Here is a 21758-nt window from a genome sequence, read left to right as displayed (position 1 = left end):
GAGGAGGCAATCCATGGGCGTGTTCAGGACCCGTTTCACCGAGACCTTCGGCGTCGAACACCCGATCATGCAGGGCGGCATGCAGTGGGTCGGCCGTGCCGAGATGGCTGCGGCGGTGGCCAACGCCGGTGGCCTGGCGACGCTGTCGGCGTTGACCCAGCCGAGCCCGGAGGCACTGGCTGCGGAGATTGCCCGCTGCCGCGAGCTGACCGATCGGCCGTTCGGGGTCAACCTGACCTTGCTGCCGACGCAGAAGCCGGTGCCCTATGCCGAATATCGCGCAGCCATCATCGAGACGGGAATCCCCGTCGTCGAAACCGCCGGCAACGACCCCGGCGAGCACATCGCCGAATTCCGTCGACACGGCGTCAAGGTGATCCACAAGTGCACCGCCGTGCGCCATGCGCTCAAGGCCGAGCGACTGGGCGTGGACGCCGTCTCCATCGACGGCTTCGAGTGTGCCGGCCACCCGGGCGAGGACGACATCCCCGGCCTGGTGTTGCTGCCGGCCGCGGCCAACCGGCTACGCGTGCCGATCATCGCCTCCGGCGGTTTCGCCGATGGACGTGGCCTGGTCGCGGCGCTGGCGCTGGGCGCCGACGCGATCAACATGGGCACGCGCTTCCTGGCCACTCGCGAATGTCCGATACACCCTGCGGTGAAGGCGGCGATCCGTGCGGCCGACGAGCGTTCCACCGACCTGATCATGCGTTCCCTGCGCAATACCGCGCGGGTGGCGCGCAACGCGATCAGCCAGGAAGTACTGGCGATCGAGGCACGCGGCGGCGCCGGCTACGCCGATATCGCCGCGCTGGTCAGCGGCCAGCGCGGTCGCCAGGTGTACCGGCAGGGCGATACCGACCTGGGGATCTGGTCGGCCGGCATGGTCCAGGGCCTGATCGACGACGAACCGGCCTGCGCCGAGTTGCTCAGGGACATCGTCGAGCAGGCGCGCCAACTGGTGCGTCAACGCCTGGAGGGCATGCTCGCCGGGGTCTGATCCGCTCCGCCACGGCGGTCGCGGCAGGGAGTGCTCGCGGCGCCGTGTCTATCCACTGACGACGAAGAGACAACAACAATGAAAATTCTTCCCGTTCCGATGCTGGCCGCGGGGCTGGCGTTGCTGCCGTCGTTCGCCCAGGCGGAGTTTTTCGCCGACGGCAAGGCCGGCCTCGAACTGCGCAATTTCTATTTCAATCGCGACTATCGCCAGCCCGGCGCCAGCCAGTCCTATTCGGAGGAGTGGGCGCAGGGTTTCCTGTTGCGCTACGAGTCCGGCTACACCGAGGGGCTCTTCGGCCTGGGCGTCGATGCGCTGGGCCTGCTGGGCGTCAGGCTGGACTCCTCGCCAGAGCGATCCGGTAGTGGTCTGTTGCCGTATTCGACGAGCGACCGGCGCGCCGCCCACGACTATTCCAGCCTGGGCCTGACCGCCAAGCTACGGGTCTCGCACAGTACGCTGAAGATCGGCAGCCTGATGCCCAGGCTGCCGGTGGTGCAGTTCAACGACACGCGCCTGCACCCGCAAACCTTCCAGGGTGGACTGCTGGAAGTGAACGAGATCGACGGGCTGGCGCTGCAGTTTGGCCAGTTGCGCCAGGTCAAGCAGCGCGACTCGACCAACGCCGAAGACCTCGGCATCACCCGCGGCAACAAGCGCAACGTACTGGCGGGCCGGCACCCCGGCAGCGACCGCTTCGACTTCGCCGGCGGTACCTACCGCTGGAGCGAGCGCCTGAGCAGCAGCTACCACTACGCCAACCTGGAGGATTTCTACCGCCAGCATTATCTCGGCGTGCAGCACCTCTTGCCGCTCACCGATGACCAGTCGCTGAAGTCCGACATCCGCTGGGCGCGTTCCACCGACGAGGGCGGCAGCCGCGTCGACAATCGCGCGCTGAATGCGCTGTTCACCTATCGCCTGGGTGGCCACGCCTTCGGCCTCGGCTACCAGCGCATGTCCGGCGACAGCGGCTTCGCCTACCTGGCCGGGACCGATCCGTATCTGGTCAACTTCGTGCAGATCGGCGATTTCGCCAACAAGGACGAGCGCTCCTGGCAGTTGCGCTACGACTACGACTTCGCCGCCATCGGCCTGCCCGGCCTGACATTCATGAGCCGCTACCTGCGTGGCGAACACATCGACCTTCTGGACGGCGGTGGGCGCGGCAAGGAATGGGAGCGGGACACCGATATCGCCTACCTGGTGCAATCGGGGCCGCTGAAGAACCTGGGGATCAAGTTGCGCAACGGCACCTTCCGCAGCGATTTCGGCAACGACATCGACGAGACCCGGCTGATCGTCAGCTACGCGTTGCCGCTGTGGTGAAGTGGACTTGAGTTTCCCGATGTTTCCGCGCCATTGACCCTGTAGTGGCTACAGCCTTTTCACTGGAAGCCGTCAGATCCAGACGAGAGGGTTGTGCCATGGGGTTCTTCGAACGGTTGTTGATGGGTGGGCGTCATCATGGACAGGGCGGTGGTCATCACGGCGGCGGTCATCACCGCGGTCAGGGCGGCTATCCGCCGGCGCCAGTCGCGGCGGGAATGGCCTGTCCCGCCTGCCGCACCGCGAATGCGGCGACGGCACGATTCTGCCAGGGCTGCGGCGGCGCCCTGGCGCCGCTGCGCTGTATCGCCTGCAACGCCGATCTCGCGGCGGGCGCGAAGTTCTGCGGCGCCTGCGGTGCGCCGCAGCAGTAGCCTTAGTCGACGGCGAGGATTTCCACCGCAAGGAGGGAGTCCTTCGCCCCGGTCTCGTCGCCCGGGTGCCTGCCGATCAGGCTCTGGCCCAGTGGCGAGCGAGGCGTGATGACCAACACCTCGCGACCTTCGCAATCGATCTTCAGCCCGGCCGCCTCAGGGCCGAGGAACACTGTTCGCCGGCTGCCGTCGGCGTTCAGCAGGGTGACCAGCGCGGTGAGCTGGATGCCCTGTTCCTCGTCGAAATCGCGCAGCACCAGGTTGCGGTACAGGCCCAGCGCCTGGCGGATCTCCTCGACCCGGCGCGACTGCCCGGCGGCCAGGTAGGCCGCTTCCAGGCCGAGGGTGTCGTACTTGTTCTCGGCGACGTTCTCTTCGTGGGTTGCCGTCTCATGGGCGGTCTGCGCGGCGCGGACGGCGATTTCCAGGTCCGCGGCGAGCTTTTCCGTGATCAGGCGCAACAGCTGTTTCTTGTCCATATCGGGTAGGCGGGGGCTGGCCGGCGAAGGCGTGCATGGTACGGGAAAGACGGCGGATCGCGACAGCTCGGAGCCAGTATGAAAACTCGGAATGACGTGGCGAATAAAGGTCGTTTGTCGCTACCGGGCAAACCGACTAAAACGAGCGGAAACGAACAGCCAGGAGAACCTCACATGATCGACGGATTGCTGCGCAGTCTCGGCCTCGACCCCAATGCTTTTCGCGATGGCGAGCTTGCCGTGCATACCCCCATCGACGGCAGTCGCCTGGCTGCGGTGCGACTGGAGGGGCGCGCCGCCGTTGCCGTCAAGGTCGAGCGCGCCGAACAGGCGTTCCGTGCCTGGCGCCAGGTGCCGGCGCCGCGCCGTGGTGAACTGGTGCGGCTGTTCGGCGAGGAATTGCGTCGGCACAAGGCCGAACTCGGCGAACTGGTGTCCTGGGAGGCGGGCAAGATCACCCAGGAAGGCCTCGGCGAAGTCCAGGAAATGATCGATATCTGCGACTTCGCGGTGGGCCTCTCGCGCCAGTTGTACGGTCTTACCATCGCATCCGAGCGTCCCGGCCACCACATGCGCGAGACCTGGCACCCGCTGGGCGTGGTAGGCGTGATCAGCGCGTTCAACTTCCCAGTCGCGGTGTGGTCGTGGAATACCGCGCTGGCGCTGGTCTGCGGTAATTCCGTGGTCTGGAAGCCTTCGGAGAAGACCCCCCTCACCGCACTGGCCTGCCAGGCACTGTTCGAGCGTGCCGCGCGGGCCTTCGGCGGCGATGCGCCTGCGCACCTGAGCCAATTGCTGATCGGCGACCGCGAGGCCGGCGAAGCGCTGGTGGACGACCGTCGCGTCGCCCTGGTCAGCGCCACCGGCAGCACTCGCATGGGGCGCGAAGTGGCGCCGCGGGTGGCGGCGCGTTTCGCTCGCTGCATCCTCGAACTGGGCGGCAACAACGCGATGATCCTGGCGCCAAGCGCCGACCTCGACCTGGCGGTGCGCGGCATCCTGTTCGGCGCAGTGGGCACCGCCGGGCAGCGCTGCACCACCTTGCGCCGGTTGATTGCCCATGAGTCGGTGAAGGACGAGATAGTCGAGCGCCTCAAGGCAGCCTATTCCAGGGTCCGTATCGGTCATCCGCTGGAGGGCAACCTGGTCGGGCCGCTGATCGACGAACGCAGCTACCTGGCCATGCAGGACGCCCTGGCGCGAGCCCGCGAGCAGGGGGGGCGGGTGTTCGGCGGCGAGCGGCAATTGCAGGAGCGCTATCCGGATGCCTACTACGTGTCGCCGGCCATCGTCGAGATGCCGGGACAGACCGAAGTGGTGCGCACGGAGACCTTCGCACCGATCCTGTACGTAGTCGGCTACCGCGATTTCGACGAGGCCCTGCGCCTAAACAACGAGGTTCCCCAGGGACTGTCGTCGTGCATCTTCACCACCGACCTGCGCGAGGCGGAACTGTTCCAGGGCGCGGCGGGCAGTGACTGTGGGATCGCCAACGTCAACATCGGCACCAGCGGGGCGGAAATCGGCGGGGCGTTCGGCGGCGAGAAAGAGACCGGCGGCGGTCGCGAGTCCGGCTCGGACGCCTGGAAGGCCTACATGCGACGGCAGACCAACACCGTCAACTATTCCCGCGAGCTGCCGCTGGCACAGGGCATCACCTTCGATTGAACGGGGCGCGGCGGGCTCCCGCCGCATGGCAATGAGGCTGGCAGCGGAGTCGCGCATGGGCGGTTTGCAGCAACGGTGTCTGTGGGAAGTGGTTACGCCTCGCCTGTCCGGAGCGGCGAGCCTGAACGGCGAGCAGCGCGCCGACGTATGTGTGATCGGCGCCGGTTTCACCGGGCTTTCGGCGGCGCTCCACCTGCTGGAGGCTGGCCGTTCGGTGTGCGTGCTGGAAGCGTACGAGGTCGGCCACGGCGGGTCGGGACGTAATGTCGGATTGATCAACGCCGGCACCTGGATTCCCCCGGACGAGGTGGTCGCCACCCTCGGCGCCGAGCAGGGAGAAAAGCTCAACGCCGTGCTGGGGCGGGCGCCGGCGCTGGTGATGGAGACCATCGAACGCCTCGGCATCGATTGCCAGTTGCGCCGCGAGGGCACCCTGCACATGTCGCACAACGCCAGCGGCGTGGCCGATCTGCAACGCCGTCACGCGCAGTGGACGCGCCGCGGCGCTCCGCTGGAGTTGCTGACCGGCGCGGCTTGCCACGAGGCCTGCGGCACCCGGCGAATCAGCGCGGCGTTGCTCGACCGACGCGCCGGCACTCTCAATCCCATGGCCTATTCGCGTGGACTGGCTACCGCCGTCGTACAGCGGGGCGGCCAACTGTACCAGCGCTCGCCGGTGCTCGCCCTGGAGCGGCAGGGCGCGCTGTGGGCGGTGCGCAGCGCCGCGGGGGCGGTACTGGCGGAACAGGTGGTGATCGCCTCCAACGCCTATACCGAGGGCGAGTGGACCAACCTGAGGCGGCACTTCTTTCCCGGCTACTACTACCAGGTGGCTTCGCCGCCGCTGCACGGCGCCGCGGCCGAGCGCATCCTGCCTCACGGCCAGGGTTCCTGGGATACCAGGACGGTGCTCAGCAGCATTCGTCGCGATGCCCAGGGTCGCCTGTTGCTGGGAAGCCTCGGCAATGGCGCGAACAAGCCCGCCTGGTTCCTGCGGCAATGGGCCGATCGAATCCAGAGCCATTACTTTCCCGACCTGGGCCAGGTCAACTGGGAGTACAGCTGGACGGGTTGCATCGCCTTCACCCCCGATCATCTGATGCGCCTGTTCGAGCCTGCGGAAGGCTTGCTGGCGGTGACCGGCTACAACGGACGCGGCGTGACCACCGGTACGGTAGTGGGCAAGGCGTTCGCCGACTACTTGCTGAGCGGCGAGCGAGCGACATTGCCGTTGCCGTTCAGTGACATGAAGCCCGTCCCCGCGGCCAGGCTGCGCAGTTGCGCCTACGAGATGGGTTTTTCTCTCTATCACGCCGGTCAATGCTTGCGCGTGATTCTCTAGGCTCGACCGAATCAAGGTGTGTTTTCAGCAAAATAATGATAGTTTGTTGTAAACACACATGAGGAGGTCGTCATGAGCGCTCTCATCAAGGAACGTCCCAGCGCCGATGCCGTCCTGGCCAAGGCCGTCCTGGCCGCGCGCGAGCAATTGGGGCTGACGCAGCTCGAACTGGCCGGCATCGTCGGCGTCGATCGCAGCGCCATCAGCCGCTGGAAGACCCAGGGCCTGCGGGTGGACAGCAAGACCGGCGAGCTGGCTCTGCTGCTGGTGCGAGTCTATCGCGCACTGTATGCCCTGTTCGGCGGGCAGCAGGAGGACATGCGCCACTTCCTGCGCACTCCCAACCATCACCTGGCGGGCGAGCCGCTGGCACTGATGGGACAGGTGCAGGGCCTGGTTCATGTGCTGGAATACCTCGATGCGATCCGCGGCAAGGTCTGATACCCGGCGCGCCTGTACGGGGGCCTACGCCTGTCACGGAAAAGGCTGGCAGCCAGAGGCGACAAGCCTGGCTGAATGGAGACTGCGGTGCCGCTACGCTGGCATCCGACACCACAGGAAGCGAGGGGCGGAAGGTGAGCGAGATCTGGCGACAGTGCAAGGGTGAGCGGCATATCCGACCGCTCCAGGGGCGCCTGGTGCGGTTGGTGGAGAGCCAGGAGCAGGTGGCGACCCTGCAATTGGTCGACACCCTGGAAGAACAGGCGTTGCTCGAGGAACTGCTCGAGTCGAGCAAGCCGCCGGTGCCGGCGGATGCCGAGCCATTGCATTACCTGTTGAAGACCCCGTTCCGTTATCCGCCCTTGCGCTGGGGGTCGCGGTTTGGCCGTCGCCACGAGCCAAGCCTGTTCTACGCCGCGTTGAAGCTGGAAACGGCCATGGCCGAAAGCGCGTATTACCGTTGCGTCCTGTGGAGTGGCATGGCGGTGCCGCCACCGAGCGGGAGGATTCTGTCCGAGCACGCTTCGTTCGAGGCGGGCTGGAAGGTGGAGCGGGGAATCCGTCTGCAGGCGCCGCCTTTCTCCGATCACGAGGCTGCGCTGACCGACATCGCCGACTACCGCGCTCCCCAGGAACTGGGAACTGCCATGCGCAGCGCCGGGGTGCAGGCATTCGAATACCGTTCGGCGCGTTGCCCGGAGCGCGGCTGCAATGTCGCCCTGTTCACGCCCGCGGCCTTCACCGAAAAGCGTCCTCGCAACCTGACGCCCTGGCTGTGCGAAACCACGGCCGGTTACGTGGCCTTCAAGCCGGCGCATGTGCCGGGGTCGCCGAAAATCTTCTCCTGGGAGCTGTTCCTGGTGGACGGAAAGTTGCCGCATCCGGCGTGAGTGGAGGGGGGCACGGTTGCCAGCGATCCGGGGGCGCCATCTGAAGGCCGCCACCTGCCTGTTGGGCAGGGCTGGCCTGCATGCGCCGAGGGAAAGAGCGGCTGAGGATTTCGAACGGCATTGCCCTGCAATGGGGCGGCAAGAGGCTTCGGCGAAAATTTGTGCACAAATGGAAAGCAGCTTGTCAAGGGTTGAGAGCGTTAGGCTCTAAACGCTTGATTTTTCATGTTTGAAACGTAACTTATTGAAAAATAACGATAAAAATAGTTGGTGAAAAAATCGTCAATCTGTCCCATAGCCCCACTCCATCGGGGGTTCGGCAGTTTTTTAGGGGCTTTTCCACTGGGTTATCCACAGGATCTGTGGATTTCCCAAGCGCTTGCTCGACAGCACATCGCACGCTCCAAGGCAAGCCCTGTAGCCGCGACAAAAATGCCGTGGAAGCAGAAATGTCCCGGCGGCGAAGGGCTCAGGGCGATGGCTTCCGTTACGGAAGTATCTGAGATGTCCTGCGCATGGGGTACGCACAGCTCGGAAGCGGAGTGCTCGTTCGGCGCGGCGCTATTCGCTCGACGGTCTTTTCCCAAGAACCTAGAATCCGCTGCACGCGCGCCTGCCAGGCGGGTGTTGCGTCGTTTTCCGCTGGAGTGCCCCATGCCCGTCGATCTACCGAACCTGTTGCTTGGCCTGCTGGCTGCCGCGATTCCCCTGGCCGGCCTGGCATGGCAGCTACAGAGAAGGGCCAGCCTGGCGGAGCGCGAGATAGCCTTGCTCGGCGAGCGACTGGCGACCGCGCAACTGGCCCAGGACGGGCTGAATGCGCAGTTGGAGACGAGTAGGGAGGCTTACCAGCAACTCGGCGAGCGCCATGCCAGGCTCTCCGGCGAGGTCGCCGCGCTGCGTCGGGAAGCCGAGTTGATGGGGGAGGAGCGGCAACGGGCGTCCCAGGCGGAGGCACGTTGGGCCAGCGAGCGCCAGGGCCGGGAAGAGGAAGTGCGTCGCCTGGCTTCCGAACGGGCTGCGCTGGCTGCGGAACTTCGCGAGCAGCAGGAAAGCCACCAGCAGCGCCTGACCGACCTGCAGTCGGCCCGCGACGAGTTGCGGGCACAGTTCGCCGAACTGGCGGGAAAGATCTTCGACGAGCGCGAACAGCGTTTCGCCGAGACCAGCCAGCAGCGCCTGGGGCAGATGCTCGATCCACTGAAGGAGCGCATCCAGGCGTTCGAGAAGCGGGTGGAGGAAAGCTACCAGCAGGAAGCGCGCGAGCGTTTCTCCCTGAGCAAGGAACTGGAGCGTCTGCAGCAGCTCAACCTGCGCCTGGGCGAGGAAGCGACCAACCTGACCCGCGCGCTCAAGGGCCAGAAGACCCAGGGCAACTGGGGCGAACTGGTGCTGGAGCGGGTGCTCGAGCATGCAGGCCTGGAAAAAGGTCGGGAATACGAGACCCAGGTCAGCCTGAAGGGTGCCGAGGGCGAACGCTTCCAGCCGGACGTGCTGATCCGCCTGCCCGGCGACAAGCAGGTGGTGGTGGATGCCAAGGTCAGTCTCACGGCCTACCAGCAGTACATCGCCGCTGACGACGATCTGCTGCGCCAGCAGGCGCTGAAGCAGCACGTAACGTCGTTGCGCAACCATGTGAAAGGCCTCTCCGGCAAGGACTATCGACGCCTGGAAGGATTGCACAGCCTCGACTTCGTCCTGCTGTTCATGCCGATCGAGGCGGCTTTTTCGACGGCCCTGCAGGCCGAGCCGAACCTGTTCCAGGACGCCTTCGCGCAGAATATCGTGATCGTCAGCCCGACCACCCTGCTGGCCACCCTGCGGGTAATCGACAGCCTCTGGCGCCAGGAGCGGCAGAACCAGAATGCGCGGGAAATCGCCGAACGTGCCGGTTCGCTGTATGACAAGTTCGTGCTCTTCGTCCAGGACCTCGATGAGGTCGGTTCGCGCCTGCAGCAACTGGACAAGGCCTATGCCGCGGCGCGCAACAAGCTCACCGAGGGACGTGGCAACCTGATCAGTCGCAGCGAGCAACTCAAGCTGCTCGGTGCCCGCGCCAGCAAGAGCCTGCCGACGGACTGGCTGGACCGGGCGCTGGTGGCGCCCGTGGAAGAGGCCGGAGAGGAGTGAGATCAGTTCGATCCCGTGCCCGGGCTTTCGAGAAAACGGAGGCTTTCCGGGAGGGGGATAAAAGAAGGGCGTCCGGAAGGACGCCCTGAAGATGATCATGGAGTAAGTCGGCTGTTCAGAGCCACGGCGCGGAGGAAAGTTCCGCGCCGTCCGTTCAGCGAGCGGGAGTGAGCGTCAGCCGCTTGTTGCCGTAAACGCGATCGAGGTTCTGTGGCTGGAACGGGAAGCTGACGTAGCGCCCCTTGAGCCAGGCGTCGATACCGTCGGCGTAGTGCGGGCTGGCCGGATTGCCGGATTGGCCGCTGCTGTTCACGCCGATCATCGGTTCGCTCTGGCCGAAGTCGACGATTAGCCGCATCGCCGGGATCAGCCAAGTGTCGAAGTCCTGGCCCCAGCCGTAGGCCGATACGTCCAGCGTGGTGTGGTCGCCGCCGGCCGGATAGGGCCCGCGATCGAGATAGCCCTTGATCGCGCCGAGTCCGGCGCGCTCGCCGGCGCCCAGGTAGGGGGCCATTTTCGAGCTGTCGCTCCGCCATTCGTAGGTGTGCAGCTTGCCCCATTGCCAGGCCTTGCGCTCGCTCCCCAGTCGCTGTTCGCAGAACTCCACGGCGGCGGCGAGGCTGCGCGCGAGGATTGCCGGCTTGTCCTCCTTCTGCGGAGTGCGGGTATCGTCCCAGAACGGACTGTCGTCGCGCCCGAGCAGGTGGTCGGCTTGCGCCGAGTAGGAGAGGTTGGCGGTCTCGACGAAGGCTTTCCAGGCAGGGCCGTCCTCCGGTCCTAGCTCGTCGAGGAATATCTGCCTGGCGCTCTCGTGGAGGAAGGCGCCGTACAGCGCGGCGTCGCTGGAGCTGGCTGTCAGCTTGCCGTCGAACGCCATCAGCCGGTCGTAGGCCTCCCGCGCCCGGCTGCGTTGCGCCTCCGGCAAGGCGTCGATGGCCTGGCGCAGCGGCAGCGCCATGCCGGGATTGTCGAACATGGCTTGCAGCTTGGCGACGAACAGCGAGGTCTGGTCGTACTGCATGCGGATCATGCTCTGGGTGTCGTGGCTCTTGCTGGCACCGGCGAGCTGGGCGATGCGCTCGGCGCGCTCCGGGTAGTACCAGGAATTGGACAACTGGGCGCCGTAGCCGGGCTGCACGGTGCGGTGGTTGGCGGTACCCAGCCAGCCCTGCTGCGGGTCCTGGTCGGACGGGTGGAGGATCGGGTCGGCATAGCCATCCCAGTCGTAGCGGCCGTCCCAGCCAGGGGAGGGCAGCAGGCCACGACCTTCCTTGCGGTTCGGATAGCGTCCGGTGACCTGCCAGCCGATGTGCTTTTCGTCGGCGAACACGATGTTCAGCGGCATCGCGCGAATCTCGCGGGTGGCGTCGAAGGCCTGCTCGATGGTCTTGGCCCGCGACAGGTCGAAGAAGCCGTCCAGGGTCTTGTCGGCTTCCTGCTGGATGCTCCGGTAGGCCAGTCCGTAGCCGCTCTTCAGCGGCAGCGGCTGGAGGATGTTCTTGCGCTCGCCCAGGGCGCTGTTGAGCAGCGGGCCATGGCGGGTTTCGTGGATGACCTCGCGGATCGGCCGCTGGCCCTTGATGAAGAAGGTTTCCTGGCGTTCGCGGGTTGGCTGCCACTTGCCGTCGGCCAGGTAATAGAGCCGGTTGCCCTGGCGTCGCAACTGTTCCAGGTAGAGATCCTGATTGTCGCCCAGGACCATGGTCATGCCCCAGGCCAGCTTGCCGTTGAAGCCCGCCACCACGCCCGGCAGACCGGCAATGGAAACGCCCGCGGCCTGGTACTTGGGCGAGCGGATCTGCACGTAGTTCCACACCGACGGCATGCTCAGCGGCAGGTGGGTGTCGTTGGCCATCAGGCTCTTGCCGCTGCGGCTGCGTTGCGGCGCGATAGCCCAGTTGTTCGAGGCGGCGACCCCGAGCATGCTCAGCGCTGCGACCTGCCGCGCCGCGCCCTCGACGCCCGCGAGGCCGGGAACCTGCCCGTCCAGGCGCAGGCCCTTGAGCTTTTCCGCCTCGTCGAACGGCAGGTTTTCGTCGGGATAGGTCGGCGTCAGCCAGGCCAGCTTGTCGCTGCCGACCTTCTGCGCGAGCGTCAGCGAGGCGATTTCTTCCTGCAGGTTCACCGCCAGGCCGAAGTTGAGCAGGGCGAAGACCAGCGCCGAGTCCTCGGGCTTCCAGTATTCCGGACGGTAGCCGGACTGGGCCAGGTCCATCGGCAGCTTGTCGCGATAGCGATACAGGTAGGCGTTGACCCCGCGCGCGTAAACCTCGAAGAAGCGTTGCAGGCGCGGCGAGGCGTTCCTGTACTGGATCTCCGCAGCCTGGCGCAGGTTCACGGTACGCATGAAACGGTCGATCTCCAGCGCGCCGGGGCCGACCATCTCGGCCAGCCGTCCCTGGGCCAGCAGGCGCAGGCTGACCATCTGGCTCAGGCGGTCGGAGGCGTGTACGTAGCCCAGGGCGAACAGCGCGTCATGGAAGGTGCCGGTTTCGATCAGTGGCATGCCCAGCGCGTTGCGCCGGATCGATACGTTTTGCGCCAGGCCCTTGATCGGTTGTACGCCGGAGGTCGGCGGCAGGCTGTCGGCGTAGCGATCGTCGAGCCAGGACTGGCAACCGGCCAGGCCCAGGAGGGTGCCGAAGGCCGCGGCGGCGCCGCAACGGGGAAGAAAACGCATGAAGGCTGGCGAGGCCATGGGGTGGGGGCTCCTGCGGGAGTGGTCGCGTCGAGAGGCGCTACGTTAGTGAGGAGCGCAGGGCTGCGCAAGCTCCGCCTGCGGTCGTCCGCGAGGACGTCCGCAGGCCGGCTCGGGACTCGCTACTTCGGCGGATTGATGCGCTCCACCAAAGCATAGGCGCGTTGCGTCGCCGGACGCTGGCGAATGCTCTCGAACCAGCGCTGCAGGTGCGGGAAGTCGGCGAGATCCTGCTCCTGCCACTGGTGCGGGACGATCCACGGATAGATGGCCATGTCGGCGATGCTGTAGTCGTCGCCGGCGACGAAGGCGCGGTCCGCCAGGCGCTGGTCGAGAACGCCGTACAGGCGCGCGGTTTCCTTGACGTACCGGTCGATGGCGTAGGGAATCTTCTCCGGGGCGAAGCGGTTGAAATGGTGGTTCTGCCCGGCCATCGGCCCCAGCCCGCCCATCTGCCAGAACAGCCACTGCAGGGTTTCCTGGCGCGCGCGCAGGTCCTTGGCGAGGAAGCGTCCGGTCTTTTCCGCGAGATAGAGCAGGATGGCGCCGGACTCGAACAGCGACAGGGGAGCGCCGCCGTCGGCCGGTTGGCGATCGACGATGGCGGGAATCTTGTTGTTCGGCGACACCTTCAGGAAATCCGCCTGGAACTGGTCGCCCTGGCTGATGTTGATCGGATGGATGGCGTAGGGCAGGCCGGTTTCTTCCAGGAAAAGAGTAATCTTGTGGCCGTTCGGGGTGGTCCAGTAGTACAGGTCGATCATCGGTGCGTCTCCGGCTCGTTGATGGGCTACGAACGGAAGACTCTACGCCAGGAACGTAGGTTCGATGCAAACCGCTGTCGCGCATGACGCCCCGGCGGGGCTGGTGGCGCGCCAACGAAAAGGCCCGCTGCTCAGCGGGCCTTCGGATGCCGGCGCGTGCGAAGGGTCAGGCGCCGTGGCACTTCTTGAATTTCTTCTCGCTGCCGCAGGGGCAGGGATCGTTGCGGCCTACGGCCTTGAGCGGATTGCGCACCGGCTCGTGGCTGTGGTTGCAGTGCGGACCATGGACATGACCATGGCCATGATCGTGATGATGATCGTGGTCGTGGTTGCAGTTCGGGCCGTGTACGTGGGGTTCCTGACTCATGGTGGACCTATTCTGGGATGAAATCGCCGGGAATTATCTCGCCATTTCGTCTCAGGTGCACGCTGCGGCCGAACATCAGTCCGGTCTTCACTTCGCCCTGCAGGCGGTAGCGGATCGGCTCCTCGGGACGCTCGAGGAGCTTGACGATGTATTTCATGTGGCGCCAGAGATTGGTTCGCACCGGCACGTCGAATACCTCGTGGCCGTGGGCGGGAACCGTGAACCACTGCCCGGACTCGCCTTCTGCGAGCTGGATGTCGTTCAGTTGCACGGCGTACTGCAGGCCGCGTACCGGCAGGCTGAAATCGTTGGGGTTGTCGATACGGAAGCGCATCACGAACTCCTGTTCCAGCAAGCGTGCCTTGACCACTTCCACCTTCAGCAGCTTGACGTCGGGGTCTTCGAAGCTGCCGGTCATCCAGCTGCAGCCCGAGAGATTGGAGAGAACTCCCCACGCCATTATTAGGCTGATAATTCTTATCATTTGCGCCTGGTAATTCATGCTATTCCCCCCGAGACGCCCCAGTTTAACAAGCAGTGATTGTGCTGCAACTTATTGTTGTATAGAGGAAAGATGTTTCAGGTACAGGCCTGTGTCCATATGTTTCCCGTAGCGCAGTCGGGGGAGCATGGAGAAGCGCGTACGCCCGTGCAAGTCTTCCCGTCGGCTGGCGTGACCGGCTCGGCTAACCTGAACGGACCCGCCGGCCAATCTGCCGGACCCAGTCACTCCACGCGTGGCTGTCGATGGGTACAATCGTTCGACGAAACGCCAGGGCCGCCATGCCGAGCGGCCCTTCACTCGGAGAGATGCCAATGAGCCGCTTTGAAATCGCCTTTTCCGGCCAGTTGGTCGCCGGCGCCCGGCCCGAGGTGGTCAAGGCCAACCTGGCCAAGCTGTTCCAGGCCGACGCGCAGCGTATCGAACTGCTGTTCTCCGGCCGCCGGGTGGTGATCAAGAACAACCTCGATGCCGCCTCCGCGGAAAAATACCGCAGCGTGCTGGAGCGAGCGGGAGCGATCGCCGTGGTCGCCGAGATGGAGATCGAGGAGGTGGTCATGGCGCCGCCGCCTGCGCAGCAGGCCGCCGTGGAAGCCCCACAGGCCCGCGTCGCTGCGCGGGACAGCGCGCCCTCCGGACGTTTGCAGGTAGCGCCGCGGGACGGCTACATGGCGGCGTTCGCCGAGGTCGATGCGCCGGATTTCGGCCTGGCTCCGGTAGGCGCCGACCTACAGGACGCCAAGGCCGAAGCCGAGGCGCCGAAGCTCGACCTGAGCCGCTTCAGCGTCGCCCCGGTCGGTAGCGACATGGGCCAGGCACGCCCCGAGCCAGCGGCTCCGGCTCCGGACACCAGCCACCTGCGCCTGCAGGACTGAGGCGGGCAGCGGCCTGCGACAAGCGTGGGCGTGGGGCGGATAACCGCGTCGCGGGCCGTGGCATCGGGGCAGGCGAGGGGTTGGAGGAACGCGTCGACCAGGGGCAGGCGCTTGCTTCAGTGGTCGAAATCGTCCTGGTAGACGAACTTGGGCATTTCCCAGTGGAAGCGGATGGCCAGCAGGCGGAACAGGAAGCCGCTGAACAGGGTGATCAGCATCGCCTGTTCGGAGGGCAGTTCCAGCTCCACGCAGATCAGGTAGCACCAGGCGCTGGCGAAGGACACGCTGGCATAGAGTTCGCGGCGGAAGATCAAGGGTACGTCGTTGCACAGGATGTCGCGGAGAATGCCGCCGAACACCCCGGTGATCACCCCGCTGATCGCCGCGATCAGCAGGCTGTGGCCCATTTCCAGGCTGACCTGGCAGCCGATCAGGGTGAAGGCCACCAGGCCGACCGCGTCGAGTACCAGGAACAGCGAGCGCAGGTGGCGCATCAGCGGCGCGATGAACACTGTCACCAGCGCGGCGACTGCGGTCAGCGCCAGGTATTCCGGGTGACGGACCCAGGTCAGCGGGTAATGGCCCAGCAGCATGTCGCGTACCGAGCCGCCGCCCAGGGCGGTGACGCAGGCGATCAGCACCACGCCGAACAGGTCCATGCTGCGCCGGCCGGCCGACAGCGCACCGGTCATGGCTTCGGCGGTGATGGCGATGATGTAGAGCACGGTCAGCAGCATGGGGATGGGGCCCGGATGAAAAGGCTGCGCATTCTACCCGAGCGCTCGTCAACGCCCAAACCGCGCCGCCTGGCGCTGCATCTCAGGCGTGCATGCGCAACCAGAAGCGTTCCTGGCAGGCGTTGACGAAGTGCTTGTGGCGTGGGCTGATTTCCTGCCCGGCGGAATCCAGCACTTCGTAGCCGATCCAGCATTCCTCGCAGGCCCCGCTGCTCGGCAGGAGGTCGCGCTCGCAGTGCTGGCGCAGGCGCACGCCGTTGTCGAAACGGTAGAGCGCTTCGCAGCTGTGGATCTCGACGCCGTCCTCGCAGCGCTGTTGCTCTTCGACCTGTGCATCGCTTATCGAGACTGGCGAGGGCAGGGCATGGATGGCGCGGATATAGCTGGCGAGCGAATGCATCAGGTGATCCACGGACCGCAGCATTTCTTCAGCTTGCCGCCGGCGCCGCAGGGGCAGGGGTCGTTGCGGCCGAGTTTCAGGGCCACGGTCGGATCGAGGAAGTACCAGCGACCGTTGCGCTGGACGAAGCCGGAACATTCGCGATGGGCATGTTCCCCCTCGGCGTCGTGCCAGCGCGCGACGAAGGTGACTCGCGCATGCTCCGGCTGGCCGCCGAGCACCTCGTGGTTTTCCACCTCCAGGCCGAGCCAGGTGCTGCCGTGGCTCCAGGCGCGGATGCCGTCGAGATCGAGGCCGGCCTGTTGCGCCGGCAGCGTGGTGTCGCGCAGGTAGTCCACCAGTCCGAGAGCATAGGCGCTGTAGCGCGAGCGCATCAGGGCTTCCGCGGTGGGCGCGGGATGTCCCTGGTGATAGCGGCCGCAGCAATCGTCGAGCGGGTCGCCGCTGCCGCAGGGGCAGGAGGGTTGGGTCATGGTTACCACCAGTACTTGCCGAAGTTTTCCGGGTTGGCCCAGAACTTGGCGTTCAGCCAATCGGGGACCTGCTTGTATTCGTACAGGTCGTAGGTGTACAGGGTCAGCGTCTGGCCTTCGCGCTGGAAGCGTTCGCTGTTCTGCATGGCGAGGGCGAAGAAGTCGGTTTCCTGCCAGTCGCTGGCCTCGAGGTCGACCAGTACGGCGACCCGGCTGGCGTTCAGGTTGCGCACACCCGCGAGCAACTGCAGACCGGTGCGCTGCGGCAGGTGTTCCAGGCAATCGACGAACAGCGCCAGGTCGAAGCGCTGGCCGGCCAGTTCGGCGGGCAATGCCGCCGCCGGGCTGTGCGCCAGTTGGCACTGGGGATGGTTGTGGATGAAGGCCTCCACCGCCGGCAGCCGGCTGGCGCCGACCAGCAGCAAGCGCTTCGGCGCGTAGCGGGCGAGCAACGCGGCCAGGGCCTGCTGCGGGGTGCGGGGAGAAATCGGTTCGCTCATGGGAAAACACTCTCCTGGGATTCGCCAAGACTAGCCTGAAGCGCCTGCATGGCCTAGTGCTGGCGCTTTTTTCGGCTGGGGTCTTTACTCCCTATTTGTCGGTTACAACCGATCCACGAGGAGAGTTCCAATGAGCATCACGAGGACCGCTTTACCCCTGATTCTGGTCAGCGGCTTGCTGACCGGTTGCGCAGGGTTGCAGAAAAGCGACTGGCCGACCTGTGCGGCGGTCGGTGGTGTTACCGGCGCCGGCCTGGGCGCGATCGAAAGCAGCAGCTGGGCCGGCTGGGGCGCCCTGATCGGCGGTGGCGTCGGTGCCGCCTATTGCTGGGTGCACGGTGCCGGTGAACAGGTCGCGCCGCCGCCTCCGCAGCCGGTCGAGGAAGTCGCGCCGCCGCCTCCTGTCGTCAAGGAAGAAACCATTGTCGTGCGCGACCTGCACTTCGCCTTCGATTCGTCGAAGGTGGACGCCGCCGACAGCGAGAAGCTCAACGGCATCGCCGAACGCCTGAAAGGCGAGGCGGCCAGTACGCGCCTGAGTATCACCGGGCATACCGACAGCGTCGGTTCCGATGCCTACAACCAGAAGCTGTCGGAACGGCGCGCGAATGCCGTGGCGAACTATCTGATCGATGCCGGGGTGCCTTCGAGCATCATCGTCGGCGTGCAGGGACTGGGCGAAAGCCAGCCGGTCGCCGACAACAAGACTCGCGAAGGGCGGGCCGAGAATCGCCGGGTGGAAATCCTCATCAAGCGCGAATGACGCTGGCGGCACGGAGCAGAACGGGGGCGTCGAAGCCCCCGTTTTCGTTCATGGCTGGCGCCGCGGCGGGCTGGCGAGTATGTTCCCCCGCACACGATGTCTTGGGGGGAGTTCCATGAAAGCGTTTCTCGGGCTGGGCAAGCTCGTGACCCTGGTGTTCTGGGGCGCGGTGCTGGTCAATCTGCTGCATCCGTTCGCCTATCCGCTGAACTGGCTGTTGTCGATAGCCGGCGGCCTGATCCTGTTGATCCACCTGATCGAGATTCTCGTCCTCGGAGGACGCCTGAAAGCGCGCGCGCATCCCTGGCTGGATCGTCTCCAGGTCTTGCTGTTCGGGGTCTTCCACATGCTTGCGTTGCCGGCGTTGAGCCCGGCCAGCGAGTTACCGCAGGACAAGGAGGACGATCATGCGTAAGGCCATGCTCGGATTGTTCCTGGTCGTTCCCCTGGCCTGGGCTGGCGCCGTGTTTTCGGCCGAGGCGCCGCCGGCACGCCAGCAGGGTATCGGCGGAACCGTGAAGGTGCAGGCGAACTCGGTGATGCGCCTGCCCAAGCGGGCCCAGGAGCTGCGCCTGCGCAGAGTGGAGATCGGCGAGGATGCCGCCCTGCTGATTCCGCTGGAGGTCAGCGTCCTGCGCATCGAGGAACTGCACATGGCGAAGAACGCCCGGATCGGCGTGGCGCCAGGCGAGGAGCGAATCAGCATCGAAGTCGTCAGCGGCCGCCTGGCCGATGGCAGCATCATTTCCGCGCCCGGCGCGACCGGCACCTTCCGGCAAAGCGCCGGTAACGGCCGCGACCTGACCTTGCGCCTGCAGGCGGTGGAGGTGGAAAGCCTGCTGCTGGACGCCCGCGGTGGCGTCGGCGCGCCGGGTTACGATGGCCTGGACGGGGCTTCCGGCAAGGCCTCCGGCTGCCTCTGGGGCAGCGCGCTGAAAGGTGGCGACGGCCAATCCGGAAGCGACGGCGGTCCGGGCGGGGCGGGCGGTCGGATTCGTCTGGAAGTGCCGGGCGATTTTCCTCTGGAGCGCTTGCAAACCCGTCTGCAAGGCGGCGTCGGCGGCGCTGGAGGCAAGGCCGGCAAACCGGGTGCGGTGGATAACGCCACCGGTTGCTGGATCTACTCGGTGGATGCCGGTCGTGCGGGGCGCAGCGGAGAGGACGGCGCGAACGGCACCAACGGCAGCGACGGCAGCCTGGACGTCGTGCGCTTCTGAGGAGAGGCCGGCAGCACGGCTTCCGGCGCATCGCCGGTTCAGAGGCTCGGGCGTGCCGCTACCAGGGCTATCAGCAACAGGCCGAGGAGCAGGTTGAAGCCGACGGTGCGGCGGATCTTCCCCAGCGCCTGCCCGCCTGCCGGCCAGTCCTGGGCCTGCACCGCGCGGCGCAGTTCCGGCACTTGCAGCGCCTGCACCCGCAGGAACAGTGCCAGCATGGCGACGTAGAGCCCCATCATTACCTGTACGTAGCGCGGCGCGCCGGCGAAACCGTTGAAGCTCAGGTGCAGCATGCCGACGCCGCTGATCGGCAGCAGGATCACCGCAGCCCAGACCCAATGGAAGAAACGGCGGAACACCTCCAGCCACAGGCCCAGGCGGGCTGGGGCCTCCAGCGCGGCGACGGCCGCCGGACGAAGAATCGTCCAGGCGAAGAACATGCCTCCGACCCAGACCAGGGCGGCCAGGACATGCAGGGCGTAGACGAGGGCGTAGGGGGTCATTCGGCGATCTCCGCTGGCGGTTGTGACGAAGCGCGTTATCATAGCCGCCCTGTCGAACCACTGAAAATTTATCCAGCTATGGCGCGCCGGCGGATTCGTCTTCCGCTGCGCGCCGGGCCCAGGAATTCCATGCTCAGCGCCGAACTCAAGTCCCAGATCCAGGGTGCCTACACCCGCTTTCTCGAAGCCAAGGAGCTGAAGCCTCGCTATGGCCAGCGCCTGATGATCGCCGAAGTGGCCAAGGCCCTCGGCGCGATCAAGGAGGACGAGGAGGGGCACCGCGAGGGCGAGCCGGCGGTGGTCGCGGTGGAGGCCGGAACCGGTACCGGCAAGACCGTGGCCTACAGCCTGGCGGCGATCGCCTGCGCCAAGGCCAGTGGCAAGCGCCTGGTGATAGCCACCGCGACCGTCGCCCTGCAGGAGCAGATCGTCCACAAGGATCTTCCCGACCTGCTGCGCAACAGCGGGCTGGCCTTCAGCTTCGCCCTGGCCAAGGGCCGCGGGCGCTACCTGTGCCTGTCCAAGCTCGACGTGCTGCTGCAGGAAGGCCAGGCGCAGAGCGCGACGGCGCAACTGTTCGCCGACGACGGTTTCTACATCGATGTCGACGAGACCAGCAGCAAGCTGTTCAACCAGATGATCGAACGCCTGGCCGGCAACCGCTGGGACGGCGACCGCGACAGCTGGCCGGAGGCGATCGACGACGCGCATTGGGCGCAGCTCACCACCGATCACAGCCAGTGCACCAACCGACATTGCCCGAACTTCCAGCAGTGCGCCTTCTACAAGGCGCGCGAAGGGATGACCAAGGTCGACGTGATCGTCACCAACCACGACCTGGTCCTGGCTGACCTGGCCCTGGGCGGCGGCGCCATCCTGCCCGATCCGCGCGAGACCCTCTACGTGTTCGACGAGGGCCATCACCTGCCGGACAAGGCGATTGGCCATTTCGCCCATTTCACCCGCCTGCGCGCTACCGCCGACTGGCTGGAGCAGATCGCCAAGAACCTCACCAAGCTGCTCGCCCAGCACCCGCTGCCGGGCGACCTCGGCCGCCTGATCGAACAGGTGCCGGAGCTGGCCCGGGAGATCAAGACCCAGCAGCAGTTCATGTTCACCGCCTGCGAAGAGATCGGCGATTTCCGCGCCGGCGAGGACATGGAGGGTCGCGAGCGGCCGCGTCACCGTTTCGTCGGCGGGGTGGTCCCCGAGCATATCCGCGAGATGGGCATCGAGCTGAAGAAAGGCTTCTCCAAGCTGACCGACCTGTTCACCCGCCTCACCGATATCCTCAAGGAGGCGATGGACGGCGAAGGCGCCGGCGGCATCGCCAGCCACCAGGCGGAGGAGTGGTACCCGCTGTTCGGTAGTCTTTTGGCGCGCGCCCAGGGCAACTGGGAACTGTGGACCGCCTTCACCTGCGAGGACCCGCAGGACAGCCCGCCGATGGCGCGCTGGCTGACCCTCGCCGAGAGCGGCAGCTTCTACGACATCGAAGCCAACGCCAGCCCGATCCTCGCCGCCGAGACCCTGCGCCGCAACCTGTGGAACGTCGCCTATGGCGTGCTGGTGACCTCGGCGACCCTGACCGCGTTGGGCACCTTCGACCGCTACCGCATGCGCGCGGGCCTGCCGCGCAACGCGGTCACCGCGGTGGTGCCGAGCCCCTTCCACCATGCCGAGGCCGGGGTATTGCGGGTTCCCGACCTCAAGGCGGATCCGCGCAACGCCGCCGAGCACACCGCGGCGATCATTCGCGAGCTGCCGGAACTGGTGAAGGGCGCGCGCGGCAGCCTGGTGCTGTTCTCCTCGCGCAAGCAGATGCAGGAAGTCTTCGACGGTCTCGACCGCGACTGGCGCAAGCGGGTGTTCATCCAGGGCAACCTGTCCAAGCAGGAAACCCTGAACAAGCACAAGTCGCGAGTCGACGACGGCGAGGACAGCGTGCTCTTCGGCCTCGCCAGTTTCGCCGAAGGCGTGGACCTGCCGGGGGCCTATTGCGAACACGTGGTGATCGCCAAGATTCCCTTCGCGGTACCCGACGACCCGGTGGAGGCGGCGCTGGCCGAGTGGATCGAGGCGCGCGGCGGCAATCCGTTCATGGAGATCGCCGTGCCAGACGCCTCGCTGCGGTTGGTCCAGGCCTGCGGGCGGCTGCTGCGCACCGAGCAGGACCGCGGCACCATCACCCTGCTGGACCGCCGCGTGGTCACCCAGCGCTACGGCAAGGCTATCCTCAATGCATTGCCGCCGTTCCGCCGGGAAATCGCCTGACGCGCTGGCCTGCGCGGGAGGGCGCCAGCCTT

The 21758-nt window shown here is 66.1% G+C and carries 23 protein-coding genes; 13 read left to right on the top strand and 10 right to left on the bottom strand.

Annotated elements, in window-relative coordinates; genetic code table 11:
• Nucleotides 1-13: 13 nt before the first annotated feature.
• From ACM0M4_RS21475 to ACM0M4_RS21465, 3 genes are all read left to right on the top strand, one after another.
• Nucleotides 14-1000, top strand: a complete 987-nt coding sequence (locus ACM0M4_RS21475; RefSeq protein WP_015648321.1) for an NADH:ubiquinone reductase — start codon at nucleotides 14-16, stop codon at nucleotides 998-1000.
• A 78-nt stretch (nucleotides 1001-1078) separates the two neighbouring features.
• Entirely contained in the window at nucleotides 1079-2329 is a 1251-nt protein-coding gene (locus ACM0M4_RS21470) for an OprD family porin (protein WP_003120635.1), read from the top strand.
• A gap of 98 nt (nucleotides 2330-2427) precedes the next feature.
• The gene (locus tag ACM0M4_RS21465) at nucleotides 2428-2703 is read left to right on the top strand and encodes a zinc ribbon domain-containing protein (protein ID WP_023088486.1); all 276 of its coding nucleotides are present in this window, start codon (nucleotides 2428-2430) and stop codon (nucleotides 2701-2703) included.
• A gap of 2 nt (nucleotides 2704-2705) precedes the next feature.
• Here the strand turns inward: ACM0M4_RS21465 and ACM0M4_RS21460 are convergent, their stop codons facing one another.
• A complete protein-coding gene (locus ACM0M4_RS21460; RefSeq protein ID WP_004353334.1) occupies nucleotides 2706-3182 on the bottom strand; it encodes a GreA/GreB family elongation factor in 477 nt (158 codons plus the stop codon).
• 174 nt (nucleotides 3183-3356) lie between these two features.
• Between ACM0M4_RS21460 and amaB the strand changes: the two genes are divergently transcribed.
• The 5 genes from amaB (at nucleotide 3357) to rmuC (ending at nucleotide 9653) form a co-directional block, all read left to right on the top strand.
• Complete coding sequence (gene amaB / locus ACM0M4_RS21455; RefSeq protein WP_015648322.1) at nucleotides 3357-4850, top strand: L-piperidine-6-carboxylate dehydrogenase; 1494 nt, start codon at nucleotides 3357-3359, stop codon at nucleotides 4848-4850.
• 55 nt (nucleotides 4851-4905) lie between these two features.
• Nucleotides 4906-6192 carry an L-pipecolate oxidase gene (amaA, locus tag ACM0M4_RS21450; RefSeq protein ID WP_054376095.1) on the top strand — a complete coding sequence of 429 codons (1287 nt, stop codon included), beginning with the start codon at nucleotides 4906-4908 and terminating at the stop codon, nucleotides 6190-6192.
• A 72-nt stretch (nucleotides 6193-6264) separates the two neighbouring features.
• Entirely contained in the window at nucleotides 6265-6633 is a 369-nt protein-coding gene (locus tag ACM0M4_RS21445) for an antitoxin Xre/MbcA/ParS toxin-binding domain-containing protein (protein WP_003086329.1), read from the top strand.
• A 134-nt stretch (nucleotides 6634-6767) separates the two neighbouring features.
• Entirely contained in the window at nucleotides 6768-7523 is a 756-nt protein-coding gene (locus ACM0M4_RS21440) for an RES family NAD+ phosphorylase (RefSeq protein WP_023109087.1), read from the top strand.
• A 768-nt stretch (nucleotides 7524-8291) separates the two neighbouring features.
• Nucleotides 8292-9653 carry a DNA recombination protein RmuC gene (rmuC, locus tag ACM0M4_RS21435; protein ID WP_003081943.1) on the top strand — a complete coding sequence of 454 codons (1362 nt, stop codon included), beginning with the start codon at nucleotides 8292-8294 and terminating at the stop codon, nucleotides 9651-9653.
• Nucleotides 9654-9807: 154 nt separating this feature from the next.
• Here the strand turns inward: rmuC and quiP are convergent, their stop codons facing one another.
• The 4 genes from quiP to ACM0M4_RS21415 all read right to left on the bottom strand — a co-directional run bounded on the left by quiP (nucleotide 9808) and on the right by ACM0M4_RS21415 (nucleotide 13984).
• Nucleotides 9808-12351, bottom strand: coding sequence for an acyl-homoserine-lactone acylase QuiP (quiP, locus tag ACM0M4_RS21430; RefSeq protein WP_033876574.1), 2544 nt, complete (start codon nucleotides 12349-12351; stop codon nucleotides 9808-9810).
• Between the two features lie 122 nt (nucleotides 12352-12473).
• The gene (locus ACM0M4_RS21425) at nucleotides 12474-13115 is read right to left on the bottom strand and encodes a glutathione binding-like protein (protein ID WP_003112525.1); all 642 of its coding nucleotides are present in this window, start codon (nucleotides 13113-13115) and stop codon (nucleotides 12474-12476) included.
• Nucleotides 13116-13281: 166 nt separating this feature from the next.
• Complete coding sequence (locus tag ACM0M4_RS21420; RefSeq protein WP_003081984.1) at nucleotides 13282-13482, bottom strand: SEC-C metal-binding domain-containing protein; 201 nt, start codon at nucleotides 13480-13482, stop codon at nucleotides 13282-13284.
• Nucleotides 13483-13489: 7 nt separating this feature from the next.
• Nucleotides 13490-13984, bottom strand: coding sequence for an LEA type 2 family protein (locus ACM0M4_RS21415; protein WP_003123186.1), 495 nt, complete (start codon nucleotides 13982-13984; stop codon nucleotides 13490-13492).
• A gap of 314 nt (nucleotides 13985-14298) precedes the next feature.
• Between ACM0M4_RS21415 and ACM0M4_RS21410 the strand changes: the two genes are divergently transcribed.
• A complete protein-coding gene (locus ACM0M4_RS21410) occupies nucleotides 14299-14859 on the top strand; it encodes a hypothetical protein (RefSeq protein ID WP_003123185.1) in 561 nt (186 codons plus the stop codon).
• A 116-nt stretch (nucleotides 14860-14975) separates the two neighbouring features.
• Here the strand turns inward: ACM0M4_RS21410 and ACM0M4_RS21405 are convergent, their stop codons facing one another.
• From ACM0M4_RS21405 to ACM0M4_RS21390, 4 genes are all read right to left on the bottom strand, one after another.
• Nucleotides 14976-15596, bottom strand: coding sequence for a trimeric intracellular cation channel family protein (locus ACM0M4_RS21405; protein ID WP_003081997.1), 621 nt, complete (start codon nucleotides 15594-15596; stop codon nucleotides 14976-14978).
• A gap of 82 nt (nucleotides 15597-15678) precedes the next feature.
• A complete protein-coding gene (locus ACM0M4_RS21400; RefSeq protein ID WP_009315410.1) occupies nucleotides 15679-15996 on the bottom strand; it encodes a hypothetical protein in 318 nt (105 codons plus the stop codon).
• Nucleotides 15996-16469, bottom strand: a complete 474-nt coding sequence (locus ACM0M4_RS21395; protein WP_003125052.1) for a YchJ family protein — start codon at nucleotides 16467-16469, stop codon at nucleotides 15996-15998. The genes ACM0M4_RS21400 and ACM0M4_RS21395 overlap by 1 nt, the downstream gene beginning before the upstream one ends.
• Nucleotides 16470-16471: 2 nt before the next feature.
• On the bottom strand, nucleotides 16472-16969 hold the full coding sequence (locus ACM0M4_RS21390; protein WP_003086343.1) for a DUF6231 family protein: 498 nt from the start codon (nucleotides 16967-16969) through the stop codon (nucleotides 16472-16474).
• Between the two features lie 130 nt (nucleotides 16970-17099).
• Here ACM0M4_RS21390 and ACM0M4_RS21385 point away from each other — a divergent pair, with 130 nt between their 5' ends.
• From ACM0M4_RS21385 to ACM0M4_RS21375, 3 genes are all read left to right on the top strand, one after another.
• Entirely contained in the window at nucleotides 17100-17732 is a 633-nt protein-coding gene (locus ACM0M4_RS21385) for an OmpA family protein (protein ID WP_003082015.1), read from the top strand.
• 115 nt (nucleotides 17733-17847) lie between these two features.
• Complete coding sequence (locus ACM0M4_RS21380; RefSeq protein WP_003082018.1) at nucleotides 17848-18147, top strand: DUF1145 domain-containing protein; 300 nt, start codon at nucleotides 17848-17850, stop codon at nucleotides 18145-18147.
• A complete protein-coding gene (locus ACM0M4_RS21375; protein WP_221345425.1) occupies nucleotides 18140-18949 on the top strand; it encodes a collagen-like protein in 810 nt (269 codons plus the stop codon). Before ACM0M4_RS21380 ends, ACM0M4_RS21375 begins: the two co-directional genes overlap by 8 nt.
• 38 nt (nucleotides 18950-18987) lie before the next feature.
• Here ACM0M4_RS21375 and ACM0M4_RS21370 read toward each other — a convergent pair whose 3' ends face one another.
• On the bottom strand, nucleotides 18988-19452 hold the full coding sequence (locus tag ACM0M4_RS21370; RefSeq protein ID WP_003082024.1) for a CopD family protein: 465 nt from the start codon (nucleotides 19450-19452) through the stop codon (nucleotides 18988-18990).
• A gap of 129 nt (nucleotides 19453-19581) precedes the next feature.
• Here ACM0M4_RS21370 and dinG point away from each other — a divergent pair, with 129 nt between their 5' ends.
• Complete coding sequence (dinG, locus tag ACM0M4_RS21365; RefSeq protein WP_017002298.1) at nucleotides 19582-21726, top strand: ATP-dependent DNA helicase DinG; 2145 nt, start codon at nucleotides 19582-19584, stop codon at nucleotides 21724-21726.
• Nucleotides 21727-21758 lie beyond the last annotated feature (32 nt).

This window comes from Pseudomonas sp. 18-147 (assembly GCF_051048045.1).
GTDB classification, from domain to species: domain Bacteria; phylum Pseudomonadota; class Gammaproteobacteria; order Pseudomonadales; family Pseudomonadaceae; genus Pseudomonas; species Pseudomonas aeruginosa.
This window is presented reverse-complemented; position numbering and strand designations above follow the sequence as displayed.